The organism is Streptomyces sp. NPDC005799 (genome assembly GCF_040630525.1).
Lineage (GTDB): Bacteria > Actinomycetota > Actinomycetes > Streptomycetales > Streptomycetaceae > Streptomyces > Streptomyces griseorubiginosus_B.
On sequence record NZ_JBEXXQ010000023.1, the window covers coordinates 134515 to 152441 of the forward strand.

General features: G+C 72.1%; 14 protein-coding genes. 6 read left to right on the plus strand and 8 right to left on the minus strand.

Annotated elements, in window-relative coordinates; translation table 11 throughout:
* Positions 1-61: 61 nt before the first annotated feature.
* Positions 62-985, minus strand: a complete 924-nt coding sequence (locus ABZ453_RS23450; RefSeq protein WP_359017272.1) for a LysR family transcriptional regulator — start codon at positions 983-985, stop codon at positions 62-64.
* A 94-nt stretch (positions 986-1079) separates the two neighbouring features.
* Here ABZ453_RS23450 and ABZ453_RS23455 point away from each other — a divergent pair, with 94 nt between their 5' ends.
* Positions 1080-2030 carry a DMT family transporter gene (locus ABZ453_RS23455; protein ID WP_359017274.1) on the plus strand — a complete coding sequence of 317 codons (951 nt, stop codon included), beginning with the start codon at positions 1080-1082 and terminating at the stop codon, positions 2028-2030.
* Positions 2000-2497, plus strand: a complete 498-nt coding sequence (locus ABZ453_RS23460; protein ID WP_359017276.1) for a YbaK/EbsC family protein — start codon at positions 2000-2002, stop codon at positions 2495-2497. The genes ABZ453_RS23455 and ABZ453_RS23460 overlap by 31 nt, the downstream gene beginning before the upstream one ends.
* Before the next feature lie 7 nt (positions 2498-2504).
* Here the strand turns inward: ABZ453_RS23460 and ABZ453_RS23465 are convergent, their stop codons facing one another.
* The 4 genes from ABZ453_RS23465 to ABZ453_RS23480 all read right to left on the minus strand — a co-directional run bounded on the left by ABZ453_RS23465 (position 2505) and on the right by ABZ453_RS23480 (position 6873).
* On the minus strand, positions 2505-3227 hold the full coding sequence (locus ABZ453_RS23465; RefSeq protein WP_359017278.1) for a 3'-5' exonuclease: 723 nt from the start codon (positions 3225-3227) through the stop codon (positions 2505-2507).
* Between the two features lie 102 nt (positions 3228-3329).
* Positions 3330-4577, minus strand: coding sequence for an SAV2148 family HEPN domain-containing protein (locus ABZ453_RS23470; protein ID WP_359017280.1), 1248 nt, complete (start codon positions 4575-4577; stop codon positions 3330-3332).
* Positions 4578-4688: 111 nt separating this feature from the next.
* On the minus strand, positions 4689-6014 hold the full coding sequence (locus ABZ453_RS23475) for a copper amine oxidase (protein WP_359017282.1): 1326 nt from the start codon (positions 6012-6014) through the stop codon (positions 4689-4691).
* Positions 6015-6069: 55 nt separating this feature from the next.
* Positions 6070-6873 carry a Tat pathway signal sequence domain protein gene (locus tag ABZ453_RS23480; protein WP_359017284.1) on the minus strand — a complete coding sequence of 268 codons (804 nt, stop codon included), beginning with the start codon at positions 6871-6873 and terminating at the stop codon, positions 6070-6072.
* A 189-nt stretch (positions 6874-7062) separates the two neighbouring features.
* Between ABZ453_RS23480 and glgX the strand changes: the two genes are divergently transcribed.
* The 3 genes from glgX (at position 7063) to ABZ453_RS23495 (ending at position 13282) form a co-directional block, all read left to right on the plus strand.
* The gene (gene glgX / locus ABZ453_RS23485; protein WP_359017286.1) at positions 7063-9186 is read left to right on the plus strand and encodes a glycogen debranching protein GlgX; all 2124 of its coding nucleotides are present in this window, start codon (positions 7063-7065) and stop codon (positions 9184-9186) included.
* A 69-nt stretch (positions 9187-9255) separates the two neighbouring features.
* Positions 9256-11610: a malto-oligosyltrehalose synthase gene (treY, locus tag ABZ453_RS23490; protein WP_359017288.1), complete on the plus strand. Its 2355-nt coding sequence runs from the start codon at positions 9256-9258 to the stop codon at positions 11608-11610.
* Between the two features lie 421 nt (positions 11611-12031).
* Positions 12032-13282, plus strand: a complete 1251-nt coding sequence (locus tag ABZ453_RS23495) for a M14 family zinc carboxypeptidase (RefSeq protein WP_359017311.1) — start codon at positions 12032-12034, stop codon at positions 13280-13282.
* 55 nt (positions 13283-13337) lie between these two features.
* Here the strand turns inward: ABZ453_RS23495 and ABZ453_RS23500 are convergent, their stop codons facing one another.
* From ABZ453_RS23500 to ABZ453_RS23510, 3 genes are all read right to left on the minus strand, one after another.
* Positions 13338-13754, minus strand: coding sequence for an SSI family serine proteinase inhibitor (locus ABZ453_RS23500; protein WP_359017291.1), 417 nt, complete (start codon positions 13752-13754; stop codon positions 13338-13340).
* Positions 13751-15100 (minus strand): M14 family zinc carboxypeptidase, encoded by a 1350-nt coding sequence (locus ABZ453_RS23505; protein ID WP_359017313.1) that lies wholly within the window; start codon positions 15098-15100, stop codon positions 13751-13753. The genes ABZ453_RS23500 and ABZ453_RS23505 overlap by 4 nt, the downstream gene beginning before the upstream one ends.
* 164 nt (positions 15101-15264) lie before the next feature.
* Positions 15265-15816, minus strand: a complete 552-nt coding sequence (locus tag ABZ453_RS23510) for a DUF1707 and FHA domain-containing protein (RefSeq protein WP_359017293.1) — start codon at positions 15814-15816, stop codon at positions 15265-15267.
* A gap of 173 nt (positions 15817-15989) precedes the next feature.
* On the opposite strand from ABZ453_RS23510, the gene treZ reads away from it, so the two are divergent.
* Positions 15990-17735, plus strand: coding sequence for a malto-oligosyltrehalose trehalohydrolase (gene treZ, locus ABZ453_RS23515; RefSeq protein ID WP_359017295.1), 1746 nt, complete (start codon positions 15990-15992; stop codon positions 17733-17735).
* Positions 17736-17927 lie beyond the last annotated feature (192 nt).

A 17927-nucleotide genomic window follows, 5' to 3' on the forward strand; every position in this document is an offset into this window, starting at 1 on the left:
TGTCGGTGGTTGGTCGCGCCCACGCGGCGGTGGCCGCATTTTCGATACGGCCCGCGCCCCTTCAGGGCGTCGATGTCCCCTCGCTTTCTCTGTTCTGGATTGATTCCGCGGCGCGTCGAAGCTCGGTGACGACTGTTCTGACCGCCGCCCTGGCCGTGCGTTCCGGGCGGTGGAGCGCGTCGATGTGGCGCCTGGCCTGTACGCCGCTGAGGGGCTTGAGGACCAGGTCCGGATGCGGGCGCGTCGTCCATCGGGGCATCAGGGCCAGGCCCCCGCCCGCCGCCACGGCCTCCGCCGCCACCGCGAACTCGTTGATGCGGTGGGCCAGGTGGAGGCGGCGGCCGGCTGCCGCGCCGATCGCCTCGATGGTGGCCATGACCGGGAAACCGTCGTGCACGGTGATCCAGGGCTGGTCGGCCACGTCGCGAGGGGTCACCCGGCGTGCGGCGGCGAGCGGGTGGTCGGCCGGCATCGCGACGTCGAGGGGTTCGCGCAGGAGCGTCGTCGCCGTCACCGTGTCCGGCCAGGGCGGGGCGTGGTCCAGGCGGTGGGCCAGGACCAGGTCGTACTCCCGGGTGAGCCGGGGGAAGTCGCTCTGCGTCACGTCCTCGTCCCCGAGTGTCAGGACGGGGTTGTCGGGGCCGTCGAGCGCGCGCAGCAGGAGCGGGAAGAACGCCGCGCCCGCGCTGTGGAACGCGGCCACCGACACCTCCCCGTCGGGCCGGTTCAGGAACTCCTCGACGCTGTGGCGGGCCCGCTCCAGTGCCGACTCCACCTCGATCGCCGCGCCCGCCAGGGTCTGCCCGGCGTCGGTGAGCACCAGCCGGCGGCCCTGGCGTTCGGTGAGCGGCACCGGGATCGCGCGCTGCAGCAGCCGTAGCTGCTGGGAGATCGCCGACGGGGTGACCAGCAGCGCCTCGGCGACCGCGGTGACGCTGCCGAGTTCGCCGAGCTCCCGCAGGATCCTCAGTTGCCGTTCGTCCATGCCTCCAGTCTAGGAGCACGATGTAGGAGTTCTAAAAGATCGGTGAAGAGATTGGTACTGGGCTTCATGGACGGTTGCGGTGCACCGTGGGCCCATGTCCGAATTTCGTCGTACCGATGCCGTCCTTGTCCTGGTCGCCGTCGTCTGGGGTTCGAGCTATCTGTCCGCCCAGACGGCCACTTCCGCCCTGCCCGTCCTGGTGGTGTTGTTCGCGCGGTACGCCCTGTCCGCGCTCGCCTGTCTCGGGCTGGTCGCCGTGGGCCCGCGGCCGCGCCGGTGGACGCGCGACGAGCTGCGGCTCGGCGTGCCGCTGGGGTTGACGCAGGCCGCGGTGCTGGTCGTGGAGACGTACGGTGTCGCCCACACCAGCGCCGCCAACGCGGGGCTGATCATCAGCCTGACCATCGTGCTCACCCCCCTCCTCGACCGTCGGCGCGGCGGGCCGCCTCCCGTCTTCTTCGCCGCCGCCGGGGTGTGTGTCGTGGCCGTCGGGCTGCTCATGTCCGGTCACGGGTTCCACGCCCCGCGGCTCGGCGATGTGCTGATGCTGGGGGCCGCGGTGGTCCGGGCCGGGCATGTCGCGCTCGTGGGGCGGCTGACCGTCGGCCGGGCCGTGCGTCCGCTGCACCTGACGACCGTGCAGATGATCGTCGGCACGGCGCTGTTCCTGCCGGTCGCCGTGCCCGGCATGCCGGACCTGGCCCGGGCCGGTACGGCGACCTGGCTCCAGCTCGCCTATCTCGCCCTGTTCTGCAGTGTGTTCGCCTTTCTCGCACAGACCTGGGCCGTGCAGCGCACGTCCGCCAGCCGGGCCAGTCTGCTGCTGGGCACGGAGCCGGTCTGGGCCTTCGCGGTGGGCATCGCCCTCGGCGGCGAGCGGCTCACCGCGCTCACCGCGCTCGGCGCGGCCCTGATGGTCTTCGGAACCTACTGGGGTCAGGCGATCGAGCGCGCCCATCGCACCGCCGCCACCCCGCCTGAAACCGGACTCCCCGCACCCGACAAGGACCTCCGATGCCCGACCACGACACCTACCAGCGTCTGATCGACCTGCTCGACACCTCCCACGTCCACTACACGCTGATCGACCACGCCCCGGAGGGCACCACGGAGACCGTCAGCGCGCTGCGCGGGCACCCGGTGTCGCAGGCCGCGAAGTGCATCGTGCTGCGGGTCAAGGTCGACCGCCGCACCACCCGGCACGTGCTGGCGGTGGTCCCCGGGGACCGGCGGGTGGACCTGGACGCCGTACGGACGCTGTTCGCGGCCCGGTACGCCGGCTTCAGCGACGTGGGGACGGCCGAGCGGCTGGCGCGGGCGGTGCCCGGTACCGTGCTGCCGTTCAGCTTCGATCCCGAACTGGAGCTGGTCGCCGACCCGGAGGTCGTCGAGCGGCCGCGGCTGTACTTCAACGCGGCCCGTCTTGACCGGTCGCTGTGCATGTCAGGTGCGGACTACGAGCGGGTCGCGCGGCCCCGTGTGGTGCCGGTCTCGGGACCCGCGCCGGTCTGAGCGGCACTCACACCGGCTCGTCCGTCAACTCCCGCAAGGGCCATGTGCCGTCGACCACGGCGGTCGCGTCGCCCTTGCCGCGCAGGAAGCTCTGGAAGTCCGCCGCCCATTGCGCGTACCACTCGATCTGGCGGCGGTGCAGTTCCGCCGGGCCGAGGGCCGCGATCTTGGGGTGACGGTCGGCTATCGCGCAGGCCAGTCCGGCCGCCGCGAGCGCGTCGGCGGAGGCGTTGTGAGCGGCGTCGAGCGCGACGCCGTACTCGGTGCAGACGGCTTCGAGGTTGCGTTTGCCACGGCGGTAGCGGTCCACCCAGCGGTCGATGGTGTACGGGTCGACGACGGGGGCGGGATCGAGGCCGCCCAGGCGGTCGCGCAGGGACGGCAGTCCATGGCGCCGCAGTTCGGCGGAGAGCAGGCTGAGGTCGAAGGCCGCGTTGTAGGCGACGACCGGAACGCCGTTCTTCCAGTAGGTGGTGAGGACGTCCGCGATGGCGTCCGCCACACGGTCGGCGGGCCGGCCCTCGGCGGCCGCCCGTTCGTTGCTGATCCCGTGGACCGCCACCGCGTCCGCCGGGATCTCCACGCCCGGGTCCGCCAGCCACTCCCGGCGCCCTATGGGCTGCCCGCCCCTGACCTCGATCACGGCCCCCGTGACGATCCGCGCCTCGCGCGGGTCCGTCCCGGTCGTCTCCAGGTCGAAGCCGATCAGCAGCTCCCGGTGCCAGCCCATGGGCGGCCCCCCTTCTTGGTGGTGCTTTCCCCCAGTGGTCTCCACCTTCCCATGGGCCACTGACAATCAGGGGACCGCGTTCCGCTTACCGTTTTGGACAGTTCAGGACACCGGGCGCGAATCCGCCCACGTCGCCTCGAACTCCTCGCGGTATGTCGGGAAGAGGCCGTTGTCGACCCCTTCGTTCTTCTCGTCCGACTTCACCACGCGGCTGCCGTTGCGCAGCACGAGCACCGGCGCCTCCATCCCCCGGGACCTGCGCAGATAGGACTGCACGACGGCGATGCCGTCCGACCCGTCGCCGTCGACGAGGTAGGCGGAGAAGCGCGGTGTCTCGTCGTAGACCTGGATCTCGAAGGCGCCGGGGTCGCGCAGCCGGGAGCGCACCCTGCGCATGTGCAGGATGTTCATCTCGACCGAGCGGCTCAACTCGCCGCGTTTCATGCCCAGTTCGCGTTCGCGGCGCTTTACGGCGCTGGAGGCCGGGTTGAGGAACAGCAGCCGTACCCGGCAGCCCGCCTCGGCCAGGCGCACCAGCCGGCGGCCGGAGAAGTTCTGCACGAGCAGGTTGAGGCCGATGCCCACGGCGTCCAGGCGGCGGGCGCCGCCGAAGATGTCCTCGGCGGGGAACTGGCGCAGCAGCCGCACCCGGTCGGGGTGCACGGCGACCACGTCCGCGTACCGGTCGCCGACCAGGTCCTCCACCGCGTCCACGGGCAGCCGGCGGGCCGAGGGCACGTCGCCGGCCGCGCCGAGCATGTCCAGCAGCCGGGCCGAGGCCCGTTCGGCCTGGTTCAGGACGGCCTCGGACAGGGCCCGGTTGCGGGAGACGACGTTGCGGGTCACCTCCAGCTCGTCCAGGGCCAGTTCGACGTCGCGGCGGTCGTCTATGTACGGCTCGAAGCACGGCCAGTGCTGCACCATCAGCTCGCGCAGCTGGGGCAGGGTGAGGAAGCTGAGGACGTTGTCGTCGGCCGGGTCGAGCAAGTAGCCCTTGCGGCGGCTGACTTCGCGTACGGCGACCGCACGCTGCACCCACTCCTGGCCGGCCGGTCCGGCTGCGGCGATCACCCACTCGTCGCCGTGGACGGGTTCGTAGATGGGACGCAGAACAGCGGCCACGACCGCGCGCAGCCGCTGTTCGACGAGGTTCAGCCAGATGTAGGCGCGGCCGGCTCGCTGGGCGCGCGTACGCACCTCACGCCAGGCCTCGGCGTCCCAGTCCAGCTCCGGCCCGATGGAACCGGTCTCCATGGGCCTGGCCAGGGACACCGTGCCGGGCGGGACGTCTGCGGAGTTCCCCTCGTGACCCTCGTCACCAGGGGGCAGCTCCAGCCCTCCCGAGCCCACCCAAGCACCGCCTTCCACTCCCCCGAGCACACCCCAGGTCAACGATCAAGGAAGCGTACTCCGCGAGCGGGCGGCGGTGCAGCCGGATGGGCAGGTCGATTCTCAACTGGCTTAGTGCCAGTGTCCGTTCTCACCGGCGAGGGCGGCCGGAGTGAGCGGATTCATAGCGGTGACGTCGCGCGGGGCGATGGAGAAGCCCTGCCAGTGGACCGGCATCGGCTGCTGGTCCTCGTCCCTGGCTATGTGGTGGAAGCCCACGTTGACCCAGACGATCGGGTGGGTCAGGCTCTGGCCGTTCACCCAGGTGTCGACCGACTTGCCGTGTCCGGCACCGCAGTTGAGCGGGTTGCCGCTGGCGTACTGCTCGCACGCGTTGTACTCGGTGAAGTACACGTCGTGCTTGGTGAAGTTGTGCCCCGGGTACTTGGCCGTCGGCCCCTGCACGATCTCGTACGAGCGCGCGTGACCGTCCTTGTTCTTGCCGGCCGTGCTGACCACCCGCCACCAGCGCATGTCCTTGGCGTCGCCGGCCAGTTCCTTGGTGACCTTGGTCATCGTCGTCTTGTTGGTCGGCGCCTGCTGGCCGCCCACCGGCGGACTGACGACCGAGTCGTACTGCTCGACGTTGGCCTTGGAGGAGCCGTCGAGGCCGAAGTCGAGCCGCCAGAAGATGTTGTGGCTGTGGCTGGTGGCGTACGCCCGGGCGCCCTTGCCGATGGGCCAGCCGCGGCCGTCGCCGGCGTCGTAGTCGTCGGGCGAGAGGCTTCCCGTCGCGCCGGCGTTCATGGTCATCGTGCCGTCGTCCTGGAAGCGCCACTCGGTGATGTACTCGTACCAGCCGACCTTGTTGACCGTGTAGAGCAGCAGGTCCTTGCCCTGCGCCTGATAGGTCTTGTTGGCGTCGGAGAGCATGTGGTACGCGTGTCCGCGGGAGCGCGTGGTGGCGCACAGGCCCTTGATGTTCGGCGAGTCCGAGTAGAAGGGCTCGGGCACCTTGACGGTCTTGATGGTGCCGCCCGGGCACTCGGCGGGCGTGAGGTTCAGCAGGCCGTTGCCGAAGCTGTAGTCCGTGACGTCGTTGTACTCGATGCTGCCGTCGTCGTACGGCACGTCGATCTGGGCGAGCTTGGCGCTGTTGAGCACCTTGATCGGCTGGGACTCACCGGGCGGCTGGTAGGAGATGTCGTCCAGGATGACCCCGGACCGGCTCTCGAAGCGCCAGCACATGCGCCAGGTGGTCCCGGTGGAGAGCTTCTGCTCGATCTGGTAGGCCGCGCTGCACGCCGGGGCGGCGGCCGGGGCGGCGGCCTCCTTGTGATCGGCGAAGGCGGGGGCGGACGCCGTGCCGCCGAGGACGAGTCCGACCGCGAGCGGGCCCACCATGGCCCGCCTGCGCAGCGCCCCCTGGCGGGCACGGCTGTCTCTGTTGACGCGCATGAAGAAATGGCTCCCTTACAGGAGATGTGGGTTTGAGAAGTGGACGGAGGCCGGGTCAGCCGATCTTGACGACCTTGCGGGCACTGAGGTCGATCACGAAGTCCCGGGCGTCGATCCAGGCGCCGTTCTTGACCTTCGGGAACAGCCGGGTGCAGCGGTGCTCGCCGCACTTGTCGAGCGCGGCCGGCCGGATGCCGGGGGTGGCCCGGAACACCATGCTGGTCAGCGTCAGCTGGTCCGGGGAGGTGAGCTCCTTGCCGGTGGCGTCCTTGTAGTCGGCCTTCAGGCCCGCGCCCAGCGGGTCCGCGATCAGCAGCCGGGCGGCCTCGGTCTGCTCGGCGATGCTCAGCGGCGGCTGGACGTCGTGCTGGGTGCTGGTCCCCTCGACCTTGCCCGTGTCCAGGTTGACGGTCTTGGTGACGACACTGTCGTCGCGGTAGTCGTAGAAGGTCACGTCCGCCCGCCGGGGCGCCGTCAGGCTGTCCGGCTGGTCGGTGTCGGGCTCGGCCAGCTCGACGGTGAGGCGCTGCGGTCCGCGGGCGCCGCGGACGTTCTCGCCGGTGTTGAGCAGCTGCGGGCTCAGCGCGATCTTCTCGACCCGCTTGGTCTCGTCGTCGGTCAGCGGGTCGAGGCCGTTGCCCCTGTCCCCCTCGGCCGGAGCCTGCTGGACGACCCCGGGCGCGGGTGTGCCGTCCGCCTGGGCCGCCTGGTTGGCGGTCCGCGCCCCGGCCGTCCCTCCGGACTCGTCGGCCCCCGCGGTCCCCGGCAGGGTGATTCCGACCATCACGGCGGTCGCGGCCACCGCCACTGCCGCACCGGCCACCACCTTGCCCAGGTGGCGGTGCACTATCGTGCGCACATTTCCCCCCACTCCCCCTCGGTCACGGGAGTATTCGATTGCCCCACAGGTAAGCCTTGGATCAGGCATACCGCCTATGCACTGGTCGGGAGGTAAGAGGGACGTAAGTCATAGGTGGTTCCATCAGTTTCGGGGAGACTCGACGCCAAGGCGCCACGAGGGCGCTCTGCACCTGAAAGAGTCGTATCCATGCAGGTCTGGCCTGGCGAGGCGTATCCGCTCGGTGCCACGTACGACGGCGCCGGCACCAACTTCGCGGTCTTCACGGAGGCCGCGGACCGAGTAGAGCTGTGTCTGCTGCACGACGACGGCTCGGAGACGGCGGTGGAACTGCGCGAGAGCGACGCGTTCGTACGGCACGCGTACGTGCCCGGGATCATGCCCGGACAGCGTTACGGCTTCCGGGTGCACGGGCCGTACGAACCCGGACGCGGACTGCGCTGCAACTCGGCGAAGCTGCTGCTCGACCCGTACGCGCGTGCGATCAGCGGTTCGGTCCGCTGGGGCGAGGAGGTGTACGGCTACCACTTCGACGCGCCCGAGGAGCGCAACGACCTGGACTCGGCGCCGCACACCATGACGTCGGTGGTGGTCAACCCGTACTTCGACTGGGGCGACGACCGCCGGCCGCGGCGCGGCTACCACGAGACGGTGATCTACGAGGCCCATGTGAAGGGCCTGACCATGCGGCACCCGGGGCTGCCGAAGGAGCTGCGCGGCACCTACGCCGGGCTCGCGCACCCGGCGATCATCGAGCACCTGGTGGAGCTCGGCGTCACCACGCTGGAGCTGATGCCGGTGCACCAGTTCGTGAACGACCACCGGCTGGTCGACATGGGCCTGAACAACTACTGGGGCTACAACACGATCGGTTTCTTCGCCCCGCACAACGCGTACGCCTCCTGGGGCGACCGCGGCCAGCAGGTCCTGGAGTTCAAGTCGGCGGTCCGGGCGCTGCACGAGGCCGGCATCGAGGTCATCCTCGACGTGGTCTACAACCACACCGCCGAGGGCAACCACCTGGGCCCCACGCTGTCCTTCAAGGGCATCGACAACCCGCAGTACTACCGCCTGACCGACGATCCCCGCTACTACATGGACACCACGGGGACGGGGAACTCCCTGCTCATGCGGTCCCCGCACGTGCTGCAGCTGATCATGGACTCGCTGCGGTACTGGGTCACCGAGATGCACGTCGACGGCTTCCGCTTCGACCTCGCGGCGACCCTCGCGCGGCAGTTCCACGAGGTGGACCGGCTGTCGTCGTTCTTCGACCTGGTGCAGCAGGACCCGGTGGTCTCCCAGGTGAAGCTGATCGCCGAGCCCTGGGACGTCGGCGAGGGCGGCTACCAGGTGGGCAATTTCCCCCCGCTGTGGACGGAGTGGAACGGCAAGTACCGCGACACGGTACGCGACCTGTGGCGGGGTGAGCAGCGCGCGCTCGCCGAGTTCGCGTCCCGGCTGACCGGCTCCTCGGACCTCTACCAGGACGACGGGCGGCGCCCGCTGGCCTCGATCAACTTCGTCACCTGCCACGACGGCTTCACCCTGCGCGACCTGGTGTCCTACAACGACAAGCACAACCGGGCCAACGGCGAGGACAACCGGGACGGCGAGAGCCACAACCGCTCCTGGAACTGCGGGGTGGAGGGCGAGACCGACGATCCGGCGGTGCTGGAGCTGCGCGCCCGCCAGATGCGCAACTTCGTCGCCACGCTGATGCTGTCCCAGGGTGTGCCGATGATCAGCCACGGGGACGAGGTCGCCCGCACCCAGCAGGGCAACAACAACGCCTACTGCCAGGACAACGAGCTGTCCTGGGTGCGGTGGCCCGACCCGGACTCCGAGGGGCTCGACACCCAGCTGCTGGCCTTCACACGCGCGATGGTGTGGCTGCGCAAGGACCACCCCGTCCTGCGCAGACGGCGCTTCTTCCACGGGCGGCCGGTGGAGGGCACCCACGACGAGCTGTCGGACATCGCCTGGTTCACCCCCGAGGGCCGGGAGATGACCCAGCAGGACTGGGACTCGGCGCAGGCCTCGGCACTGACCGTGTTCCTGAACGGCAACGCGATCTCCGAGCCCGGCGCGCGCGGGGAGCGGATCACCGACGACTCGTTCCTGCTGATGTTCAACGCCTCGCCCGAGACGCTGGACTTCGTGGTGCCGGTCAACCACGGCCGGCAGTGGCAGGTGGTGGTCGACACCGCCCGCCCGGACGGAGTACCGCCGGACACGGGCCCGAAGGTGCAGGCCGGCGACCGGCTGACCCTGGTCGACCGGAGCCTGACGGTGCTGCAGCGGCCCGTGTGAGCGACTCGGGCACGCACGCGTGGCGGGCGCCATGACACGAAAGCCGGCGGGAGGGGTACGTAGCTCTGCATGACACCTGAGCGTCCCCTCCCCCCGGTGCCCACGGCCACCTACCGGCTGCAGCTGCAGCCCGAGTTCCCGTTCGCGGCAGCGGCGGCGGCGGTGCCGTACCTGGCCTCGCTGGGCGTCTCGCATCTGCATCTCTCCCCCGTCCTCGAGGCCGTGCCCGGCTCCGCGCACGGGTACGACGTCGTCGACCACGCGCGCGTGCGGGAGGAACTGGGGGGTGAGGAGGGGTTGCGCGCGCTGGCGCGCACGGCGCGAGAGCACGGGCTGGGGCTGGTCGTGGACATCGTGCCGAACCACATGGCGATGGCGCCGCGGCACAACCGCGCCCTGTGGGAGGTGCTGCGGGAGGGCCCGAAGTCGCCGTACGCGCGCTGGTTCGACATCGACTGGGAGGCGCAGGGCGGACAGATGCTGCTGCCGGTGCTGGGCGGACCCCTCGGCTCGGTCGTCGGCGAGCTGCGCGTCGACGGGGACGTGCTGCGCTACTACGACCATGTCTTTCCGCTCCGCGAGGGCACCGAGGAGCTGCCGCTGCCGCAGCTCCTGGACGCCCAGTGGTACCGCCCGGTGTGGTGGCGGCTGGCCCGCACCGAGCTCAACTACCGGCGTTTCTTCAGCATCTCGGAGCTCATCGGGGTGCGGGTGGAGGACCCGGAGGTCTTCGAGGCCACCCACGACAAGATCCTCCAGCTGCTGCACGAGGGGGTCGTCGACGGGCTGCGCGTGGACCACCCGGACGGGCTCGCCGACCCGGACGGCTATCTGCGGCGGCTGCACGAGGCGACCGACGGCCGCTGGACGGTCGTGGAGAAGATCCTCGCCGACGGCGAGCACCTGCCGGCCTCCTGGCCCGTGGCGGGCACCACGGGGTACGACGCCCTGCGGCACGTCGACGGGCTGTTCACCGACCCGGCGGGCTTCGGGGAACTCCTCGGCCAGTACCGGCGGTTCGCGGCCCCGCAGACCGACCGGGGCGGCGACTGGGCGGCGACGGTACGGCGGGCGGCGTACAAGGTGCTCACGCACGAGCTGGCCGCCGAGGTCGACCGGCTGACCCGGGTGGCGAGCAGGCTGTGTGCCACTTCGCCCGACCCGCAACTGCGCGACCGGGCTCCGTGGGCGCTGCGCACGGCTCTGACGGAGCTGCTGGTGCGGTTGGAGGTCTACCGGCCCTACGCCTCCGGTGACGCCGCCTCCGTGCTCACCGAGGAGGCCGCGGCCGAGGCACGGCTCGCCTTCGTCGTCCCGGAGGAGGCCGGCGCGGTGGACGTGGTCCGGGGCCTGCTGCTGGGGCGGGGCGGCGAGGGTCCCGAGTACGTCGAGTTGCGCACCCGGTTCGCCCAGACGGCGTCCGCGCTGCGCGCCAAGTCCGTGGAGGACACCGCGTTCTACCGTTATGTGCCGCTGCTGTCGGCGAACGAGGTGGGCGGGAATCCGGGCGGTCCGGCGCTGTCGCCGGAGGAGTTCCACGCGTACTGCGCGCGCGTGCAGCGCGACTGGCCGGCGAGCGGGACGGTGCTCTCCACGCACGACACCAAGCGCAGCGCCGACGTACGGGCGGCGCTGGAGGTGCTCACCGAGTGCCCCGGCCGCTGGGCGGACGTCCTGGCGGAGGTGACGCGCACCGGTGAGGGCGTGCCGGACGCGCAGCTGGCGTGGGCGGCCTGGCAGACGGTGTTCGGGCTCGGTCCGGCGGACGAGGAGCGGGTGCGGCAGGCGCTGCTGAAGCACGTGCGCGAGGCGGGGCTGTTCACGAGCTGGACCGAGCAGGAACCGGCGTACGAGGAGGCGGTGGCGGCGTTCGTCGCGGCGGGCCCGTGCGGGGTGCCCGGCGAGCACGTCACCGCCCTGCGGGAGGCGCTGGAGCCGCACATCCGGGCCAACGTGCTCGGCGCGGCCCTGGTCCACCTGACGATGCCGGGCGTGCCGGACGTCTACCAGGGCACGGAGGCCGAGTACCTGGCCCTCGTCGACCCGGACAACCGTCGCCCGGTGTCCTTCCCGCCGGACGCCCCCGGCGACAAGGGCGCGCTGACGGCGGCCGCCCTCGGGCTGCGCGCCCGGCGGCCCGGCGCCTTCGGGGAAGCGGCGACCTACACGCCGCTCGCCGCGCAGGGCCCCGCGGCGGAGCACTGTCTGGCCTTCGCGCGCTCCGGGGAAGCCGTCACGGCGGTGACCCGCCTGTCGCTGCGGCTCGCGGAGGCCGGCGGCTGGCAGGACACGGTGCTGCCGCTGCCGCCGGGACGCTGGGCGGACGTTTTGGCTGCGGAGCGGGAGTTCACGGGGCACGCACGCGTGGAGGAGCTTTTCGCACGGTTGCCGGTGGCGCTGCTGGAGCGGACGGACTCCGACTGAGGACCCGGGGACCGCGGGTCGGAGGCCCAGGGGCGGGAGGGCGCCGGGGCGCGTATCGCGAACTTCACGCCGGGCGTGCGCTCCGCCGTCGTGCGCCGTGGTGTTCTCCGGGCGCCCCGCTCGCGCCCGCGTGCGCTCCCGGGGTGTACACAGGGAAGCGGCGCGTGCGGACGTATGGGGAGCCGGCGCGTGTGTGTGCCCTTGCGCCGGGCGGCGCGCTGCGGCCCGCCGTTCGAGGCCGGCGTACGTACGTGTGTACATACGACCCGTCACCGCTGCGCGCCCCCGTCGGCGGTCACGGTTGTTACGGCTGGCGGCACATGCATCTGGGCGCCCCCTGGAGGCTCCCCCGAGGCGACCTTGACAGCGGGCGGAGACCGTGGGGTACTGCGGATTGCGAAGCCAGGCGGACGTGACGGGGGTGAGTCTCCTGCCGCAGCTGCGTTACCCCACCGTGCCCCAACTCGTCTCGTCCGCGAGGGCGTTGGCCACCCATCGGCCCACCTTGTGCACCCTGAGACAGGTGGGTGTCTCCCGCGCCGGGCGCCCCCTGCACCTGCTGTCCGTGGGCCATGCCCGACGGGCCGTACTGGTCGTCGCCGGCGCCCACGCCAACGAGCCGACCGGCGGCTCCACCCTCCTCGCCCTGGCCGAACGGGTGGTACGGGAACGGGAGTTGCGCACCGACACCTCCTGGCACTTCCTGCTCTGCGCCGACCCCGACGGCGCGAGCCTGCACGTCACCCCGGCGCCGCGCAGCCTGCTCGACTACCACCTCGGCTTCTTCCGGCCGGCCGCCGAGGAGCAGCCGGAGTGGTCACCCGCGGTGCTGCCGCCGCACCGCCTGCCACCCGAGACTCGGGCACTGACCCGGGTCATAGACGAAGTGCGGCCCTACCTCCAGGTGACGCTGCACGGGACCGACCTGGGCGGCAGCTGGGTGCAGCTGACGAAGGACATCCCGGGGCTCGCCGAGCCGTTCGCCAAGTCCGCCGCACAGCTGCACATCCCGGTGGAGACGGGCGCCTCGGACGCCGCGGGCTGGTCCGCGTCCGGGCCCGGGGTGCATGTGATGCCGTCGCCGGGCGCGGGGGCCGCGTACCCGAGCATGCCGGACGACGCACGGCAGAGCACCTGGTACCACACCCACCGCTACGGCGGCCTGACCGCGGTCGTCGAGGTGCCGATGTGGGCGAGCGACCTGGTGGACGACCCGGCGCCGCATCCCGCGCCGGCCGCCGCGATACGCCGGCTGGCGCGCCGGCTGCTGCGGGACGGGCTGGAGGTGGAGCGGGTGCTCACCGACGCGCTGCCCCGCCTGGAGGGCGTCGACGGTCCGCTGCTGCGGGCCGCGAGGTGGGCGCTGGAGCTGGTTCCGGGGCTGGCCGCGGACTGGATGCACACCCCGCCCGCCGACGACACCATGGCGTACGTCGGGAGCGTGGACGCGTTCGGACGGCGGCTGCCGTTGCGGGCCGCGGCGATGCTGCTGCGGGTCCTGCGGGAGACCGACGACCGGGCGGCACCGCACCTGGAGCGGCTGGTGTCGACCTGGAGCGACTCCTTCGCCGAGCGCTTCCGGGCCCGCTGGGTGCCCCTGGAGCACCAGGTCGAGCACCAGTCCCGCACGGTGGTGGCGGCCGCCCTGCACGCGCGCGACGGTACGGCCTGAGAAACGGCGCTCACGCGCGCGCGTGAGCACTGCGGCCCGCGGCACACCGCGCGCGTCACCCGTCGAGCGCGAACACCTCCCCCGTGCGCGCCCCGAGGGCGCATCCGTTGGGGAAGGTCTGGACGTACTCGACCTCCCGGCCGCTCCACTGTCCCCGCGCGTGCACGGTGACCGGCGCGTAGACCATCGGGCACATCACGTCCCTGGCCGGGAGCGCGCCGATGTCGCCGTCGACCGCCGTCAGCTCGGCGCACGCCTCGGCCGCGCGCGCGTGTCCCTGGGGCGGATCGCACAGCAGCAGGGTGCCCCGGGTGTCGCTGGAGCGGGAGTCGCCCTTGGTGACGGTGAGGTAGAGCCAGTTGCCCGGCAGGCGTGGGCCGGGGGCCGCCTGGACCTGGGGCGCGGCGGCGAGGAACAGCGCGGCCGCCAGCAGGGCGCCGCGTACCGCTTTCGCTGTGGTGCTGATCGTCATTCCAGATGCATCGGCACGGCGGCCCCGGAACCCCAGCCCGGCTCACCCGAACGGGAGCACGCGGGCGCGTACCGCTCGGCGAGTTCGAAGGCGTGCAGGACGACGCGCGACTGGTACTCGACCTGACGCGCGACCGGGATCCAGCGGGCCCCGCAGCCGTCGAGGTAGTCGGCGCACCACTCGCCGATGAGCCGGTCCAGGTCGGGCAGCACCCCGGCCGGATCGCGCCCGGCGCCGGTGACGAGCTGGTGCAGCAGCCCCGCCGTGCGCAGGGCGAGCCGCCGGCCGGCGATGCGCAGGGCGGCCAGATGGGCGGTGCTCAGCGGCGGGAGCGGGCGCGTCCCGTCGGCGATGTCGGGGTCCCAGGTGTCGGCGAGACCGGGGCAGACCAGTAAATAGTCGTCCACCGGGGCGAGCAGGCGGGCGGCGTCCGGCGCGCCCGCCGTGTACGGGCGCAGCCGCGCCAGGAGCCGCTCCAGCAGTTGCGCGTCGCGTCGCAGGGTGTGGCTGACCGTGCGCAGCACGGCGGTGCGGTCGGCGGGCGGGGAGCCGTCCTCGACGGCGGCCACGCCCCACATGGGGGCCTCGACGACGGCCGTGACCGTGCCGTACCGGTGCGGGTGGTACCAGGTCGACTCGACGGCGGCCTCGGTGATGGCGGCGGCCAGGTCGCCGGGCCGGGGCGGCGGGATGCGGTAGACGGCCGGACCGATGTTGGGCCAGTACAGGGTGTCGTACGGCCCCAGTTCGCGCGGGATGCCGAGGCGGGCCGCGGTGTGCGCGACGCGCTGGGCGAGGCCGGGCAGGTCGCGGGTGAGCTCGACGAAGCCGCCGCCGACGTCGACGCCGTGCAGCGAGCACTGCAGAAAGGGCCGCAGCTCGTCCTGGAGGTCGAGCAGGGTGCGGGTCTCCGGCAGGGCGGCGGCCGCCGCTCCGGCGGGCAGCCATTCGGGCTGCTCGTGGAAGCCGGGCCGGAAGAAGTTCCGGAAGTACCGGCCGAGGGTGTACGGGCCCGACAGCCAGCCCTCGTTGCGGCGCAGGCCGTCCGGGTCGAGACAGAGCAGCAGGTTCCAGGTGGCGTCGGCGCCCTCGGTGAACCGCGGGTCGGCCAGGGCCCGTTCGGCCAGCCGCAGCGCGGTGGCGCCGCCGACGGGTTCGTTGGCGTGCGGACCGGCGACCACGAGGGCCTGACGGCTGCCGTGACCGACGGAAAGCAGCCACATGGGGGTGCCGGCCCGGGAGGTGCCGACGCGGCGCAGACGGGCGTCACGGGGGCGACGGGCGACGAGTGCCGCCGCCCGCGCGCCGAGCTCGTCGACGGTCGGATAGCGCAGGAGGGGCGGCAGGGCACACCTCCCCGATGCTGTGCCGTCGGTTCACCTGACGTGCATGACGTACGCACAGTCAGTCACGACTTGAGGGGTACGTCAACACCGCGGAGAGGAAAGGGATTTGAGCCATCACAGCAGCTCAACGCCGTGTCATGCTCAGGCCAAAGCTAAGGGATGGCTCAGTCGACGGCGAGCCGGAACGACATCCGCCCGAAGCCGACCTGGTCGCCCTCGCGGACCACGGCGGCGCCGATGACCCGCCGTCCGTTGACCGTGGTGCCGTTGGTGGAGCCGAGGTCCCGCAGCACCCACATGCCGCCCTGGCGGCTCAGTTCGGCGTGCACGCGGGACACCGTCTCGTGGGTCAGCCGCAGTCCGTTGGCCGGATCCCGTCCGATGCGCAGCGGGTGGCCGCCCGCCGGGTGCGGGAGCAGCAGCTTGGGCAGCCGCTCGGCCTGCCAGGCCCTGCGCAGCCGTACGGTGAAGCCGGAGACGGCCTCCACGCTGCCGAAGACCAGGCGCGCCAGGCGGCTCTCCTGGGGCAGGTCAGCGGTGAGGGCCACGAGTTCGTCGGAGCGGCGGGCGGCGAGCGCCAGCTCCATGCGGCGGATGAACGTGTCGTGCGAGAGCCGCCCCATGGCGACGCCGTCCCGAAGCACCTTCAGCGCCTTGTCGCGCTCCGCGTCGGACAGTCGCGCGGGGTACGTGTTGAACTCGAAGGACGACGTCACGTTGGTGATTGTCGGTCAGTGAACCCCGGGTGTCCAGAAAACGAGAAAACGGCCGCCACGCGCGCGTATCCCGCGACACCGGCGGGGAAAGGGAGGATTCGAAAGCGCGCTGATCTCGTTTGAAGCACCATGGACGAGCTACATCACGGTGAGCAGACTGAGGAGAACCGTCCGTGCAGTTCGAGGTGTGGGCACCGCAGGCCGGCCGTGTGACGCTCCATTGCGACGGCGCCACGCGCGCGTTGGAGCGCGATCCGGAGCGGGAGGGTTGGTGGCGGGGCGAGGCCGACGCACGGGACGGCTCGCGCTACGGGTTCGCGCTGGACGACGGTCCCGTGCTGCCCGACCCGCGCTCGCGCCGCCAGCCGGACGGCCCGGACGGGCTGAGCGCGGTCGTCGACCAGGGCCGGTACGCGTGGCGCTCCGAGTGGGCCGGACGGCCGCTGCCGGGCGCCGTGCTCTACGAGCTGCACGTGGGCACGTACACCCGTGAGGGCACCCTGGACGCCGCCGCCGAGCGGCTCGGCCATCTCGTCGAACTGGGTGTCACCCACGTCGAGTTGATGCCGCTGTGCCCCTTCCCGGGGCGGCACGGCTGGGGGTACGAGGGCGTCTCGCTGTGGGCCGTGCACGAGCCGTACGGCGGGCCCGAGGGGCTGAAACGGTTCGTCGACCGGGCGCACGAGCTGGGACTCGGGGTGGTCCTGGACGTCGTGCACAACCATCTGGGGCCGTCGGGCAACTACCTGCCGGCGTTCGGGCCGTACTTCACGGACACGCACCACACCCCGTGGGGTTCCGCCGTGAACCTGGACGCGCCCGGGTCGGACGAGGTGCGGACGTATCTGGTGGACAGTGCCCTGTCCTGGCTGCGGGACTACCGGATCGACGGGTTGCGGCTGGACGCGGTGCACGCGCTGGCGGACACGCGCGCGTGCCACTTCCTGGAGGAGCTGTCGACGGCCGTGGACGCCCTCTCGGGCGATCTGGGACGCCCGCTGTTCCTGATCGCCGAGTCCGACCTGAACGACCCGCGGCTGATCACCCCGCGCGCGGAGGGCGGCCTCGGGCTGGACGCGCAGTGGAACGACGACTTCCACCACGCCCTGCACACCGCGCTGACCGGCGAGGCACAGGGCTACTACACCGACTTCGGGCGCGCGCCGCTGGCCGCGGTCGCCAAGACGCTCACCAGCGGCTACTTCCACGACGGCACGTACTCGAGCTTCCGCGGACGCCGTCACGGGCGCCCGCTGGACACCACGCGCGTGGCCGCGCACCGGCTGCTGGGCTACACCCAGACGCACGACCAGGTCGGCAACCGAGCCCAGGGCGACCGTCTGTCCGCCACCCTCTCCCCCGGCCTGCTGGCCTGCGCGGCCGCGTTCGTGCTGACGGCGCCCTTCACTCCGATGCTGTTCATGGGCGAGGAGTGGGCGGCGGGGACGCCCTGGCAGTTCTTCACCGACCACACCGACCCGGAGCTCGCCGAGGCGGTACGGCGGGGCCGACGGCGGGAGTTCGCGGCGCACGGCTGGGCCGAGGAGGACGTGCCGGACCCGCAGGACCCGGCGACCCGGGACCGTTCCTGCCTCGACTGGAGCGAGCCGGAACGCGAGCCCCACGCGCGCGTGCTCGACTGGTACCGGCGTCTCATCGCCCTGCGCCACGAACAGGCCGACCTCACCGACCCCGACCTCGGCGACATCAAGGTCGCCTACGACGAGCAGGACCGCTGGATCGCCTTCCGCCGCGGTGACGTGCGGGTCGCGGTGAACCTCGCGAAGGAACCGGCGGCCATCCCGCTGGGCCCCCGCGAGGCCCGTGTACTGGCCGCGTGGGAGCCGGTGCGGGCCCCGGGCGCCGACGGGGTGCTGCACGTACCCGGCGAGTCGGCCGTAATCCTGCTCCAGAGCTGACGAAAACCCACCGGGCCCGCCGAACGAGGGCTCGTGCAGATTCCGCGCGGGCCGCCGAAAGGGGTCCCGCTGATACCTCGCGCGACCCGCCGACCCGGGGCTCCTGCTCGTGCCTCCCGCAGGCCGCCGAACCGGGGCCTTGCAAAGTCACGCGCGCGGGCTGCCGAACCCAGGTTCGTACAGGCCGCGCGC

Excerpts from the sequence above, each read along its gene's own strand:
- ABZ453_RS23450 (WP_359017272.1), bottom strand. The coding sequence starts at position 985 with ATGGACGAACGGCAACTGAGGATCCTGCGGGAGCTCGGCGAACTCGGC.
- ABZ453_RS23455 (WP_359017274.1), top strand. The coding sequence starts at position 1,080 with ATGTCCGAATTTCGTCGTACCGATGCCGTCCTTGTCCTGGTCGCCGTC.
- ABZ453_RS23460 (WP_359017276.1), top strand. The coding sequence starts at position 2,000 with ATGCCCGACCACGACACCTACCAGCGTCTGATCGACCTGCTCGACACC.
- ABZ453_RS23465 (WP_359017278.1), bottom strand. The coding sequence starts at position 3,227 with ATGGGCTGGCACCGGGAGCTGCTGATCGGCTTCGACCTGGAGACGACC.
- ABZ453_RS23475 (WP_359017282.1), bottom strand. The coding sequence starts at position 6,014 with ATGCGCGTCAACAGAGACAGCCGTGCCCGCCAGGGGGCGCTGCGCAGG.
- glgX (WP_359017286.1), top strand. The coding sequence starts at position 7,063 with ATGCAGGTCTGGCCTGGCGAGGCGTATCCGCTCGGTGCCACGTACGAC.
- treY (WP_359017288.1), top strand. The coding sequence starts at position 9,256 with ATGACACCTGAGCGTCCCCTCCCCCCGGTGCCCACGGCCACCTACCGG.
- ABZ453_RS23500 (WP_359017291.1), bottom strand. The coding sequence starts at position 13,754 with ATGACGATCAGCACCACAGCGAAAGCGGTACGCGGCGCCCTGCTGGCG.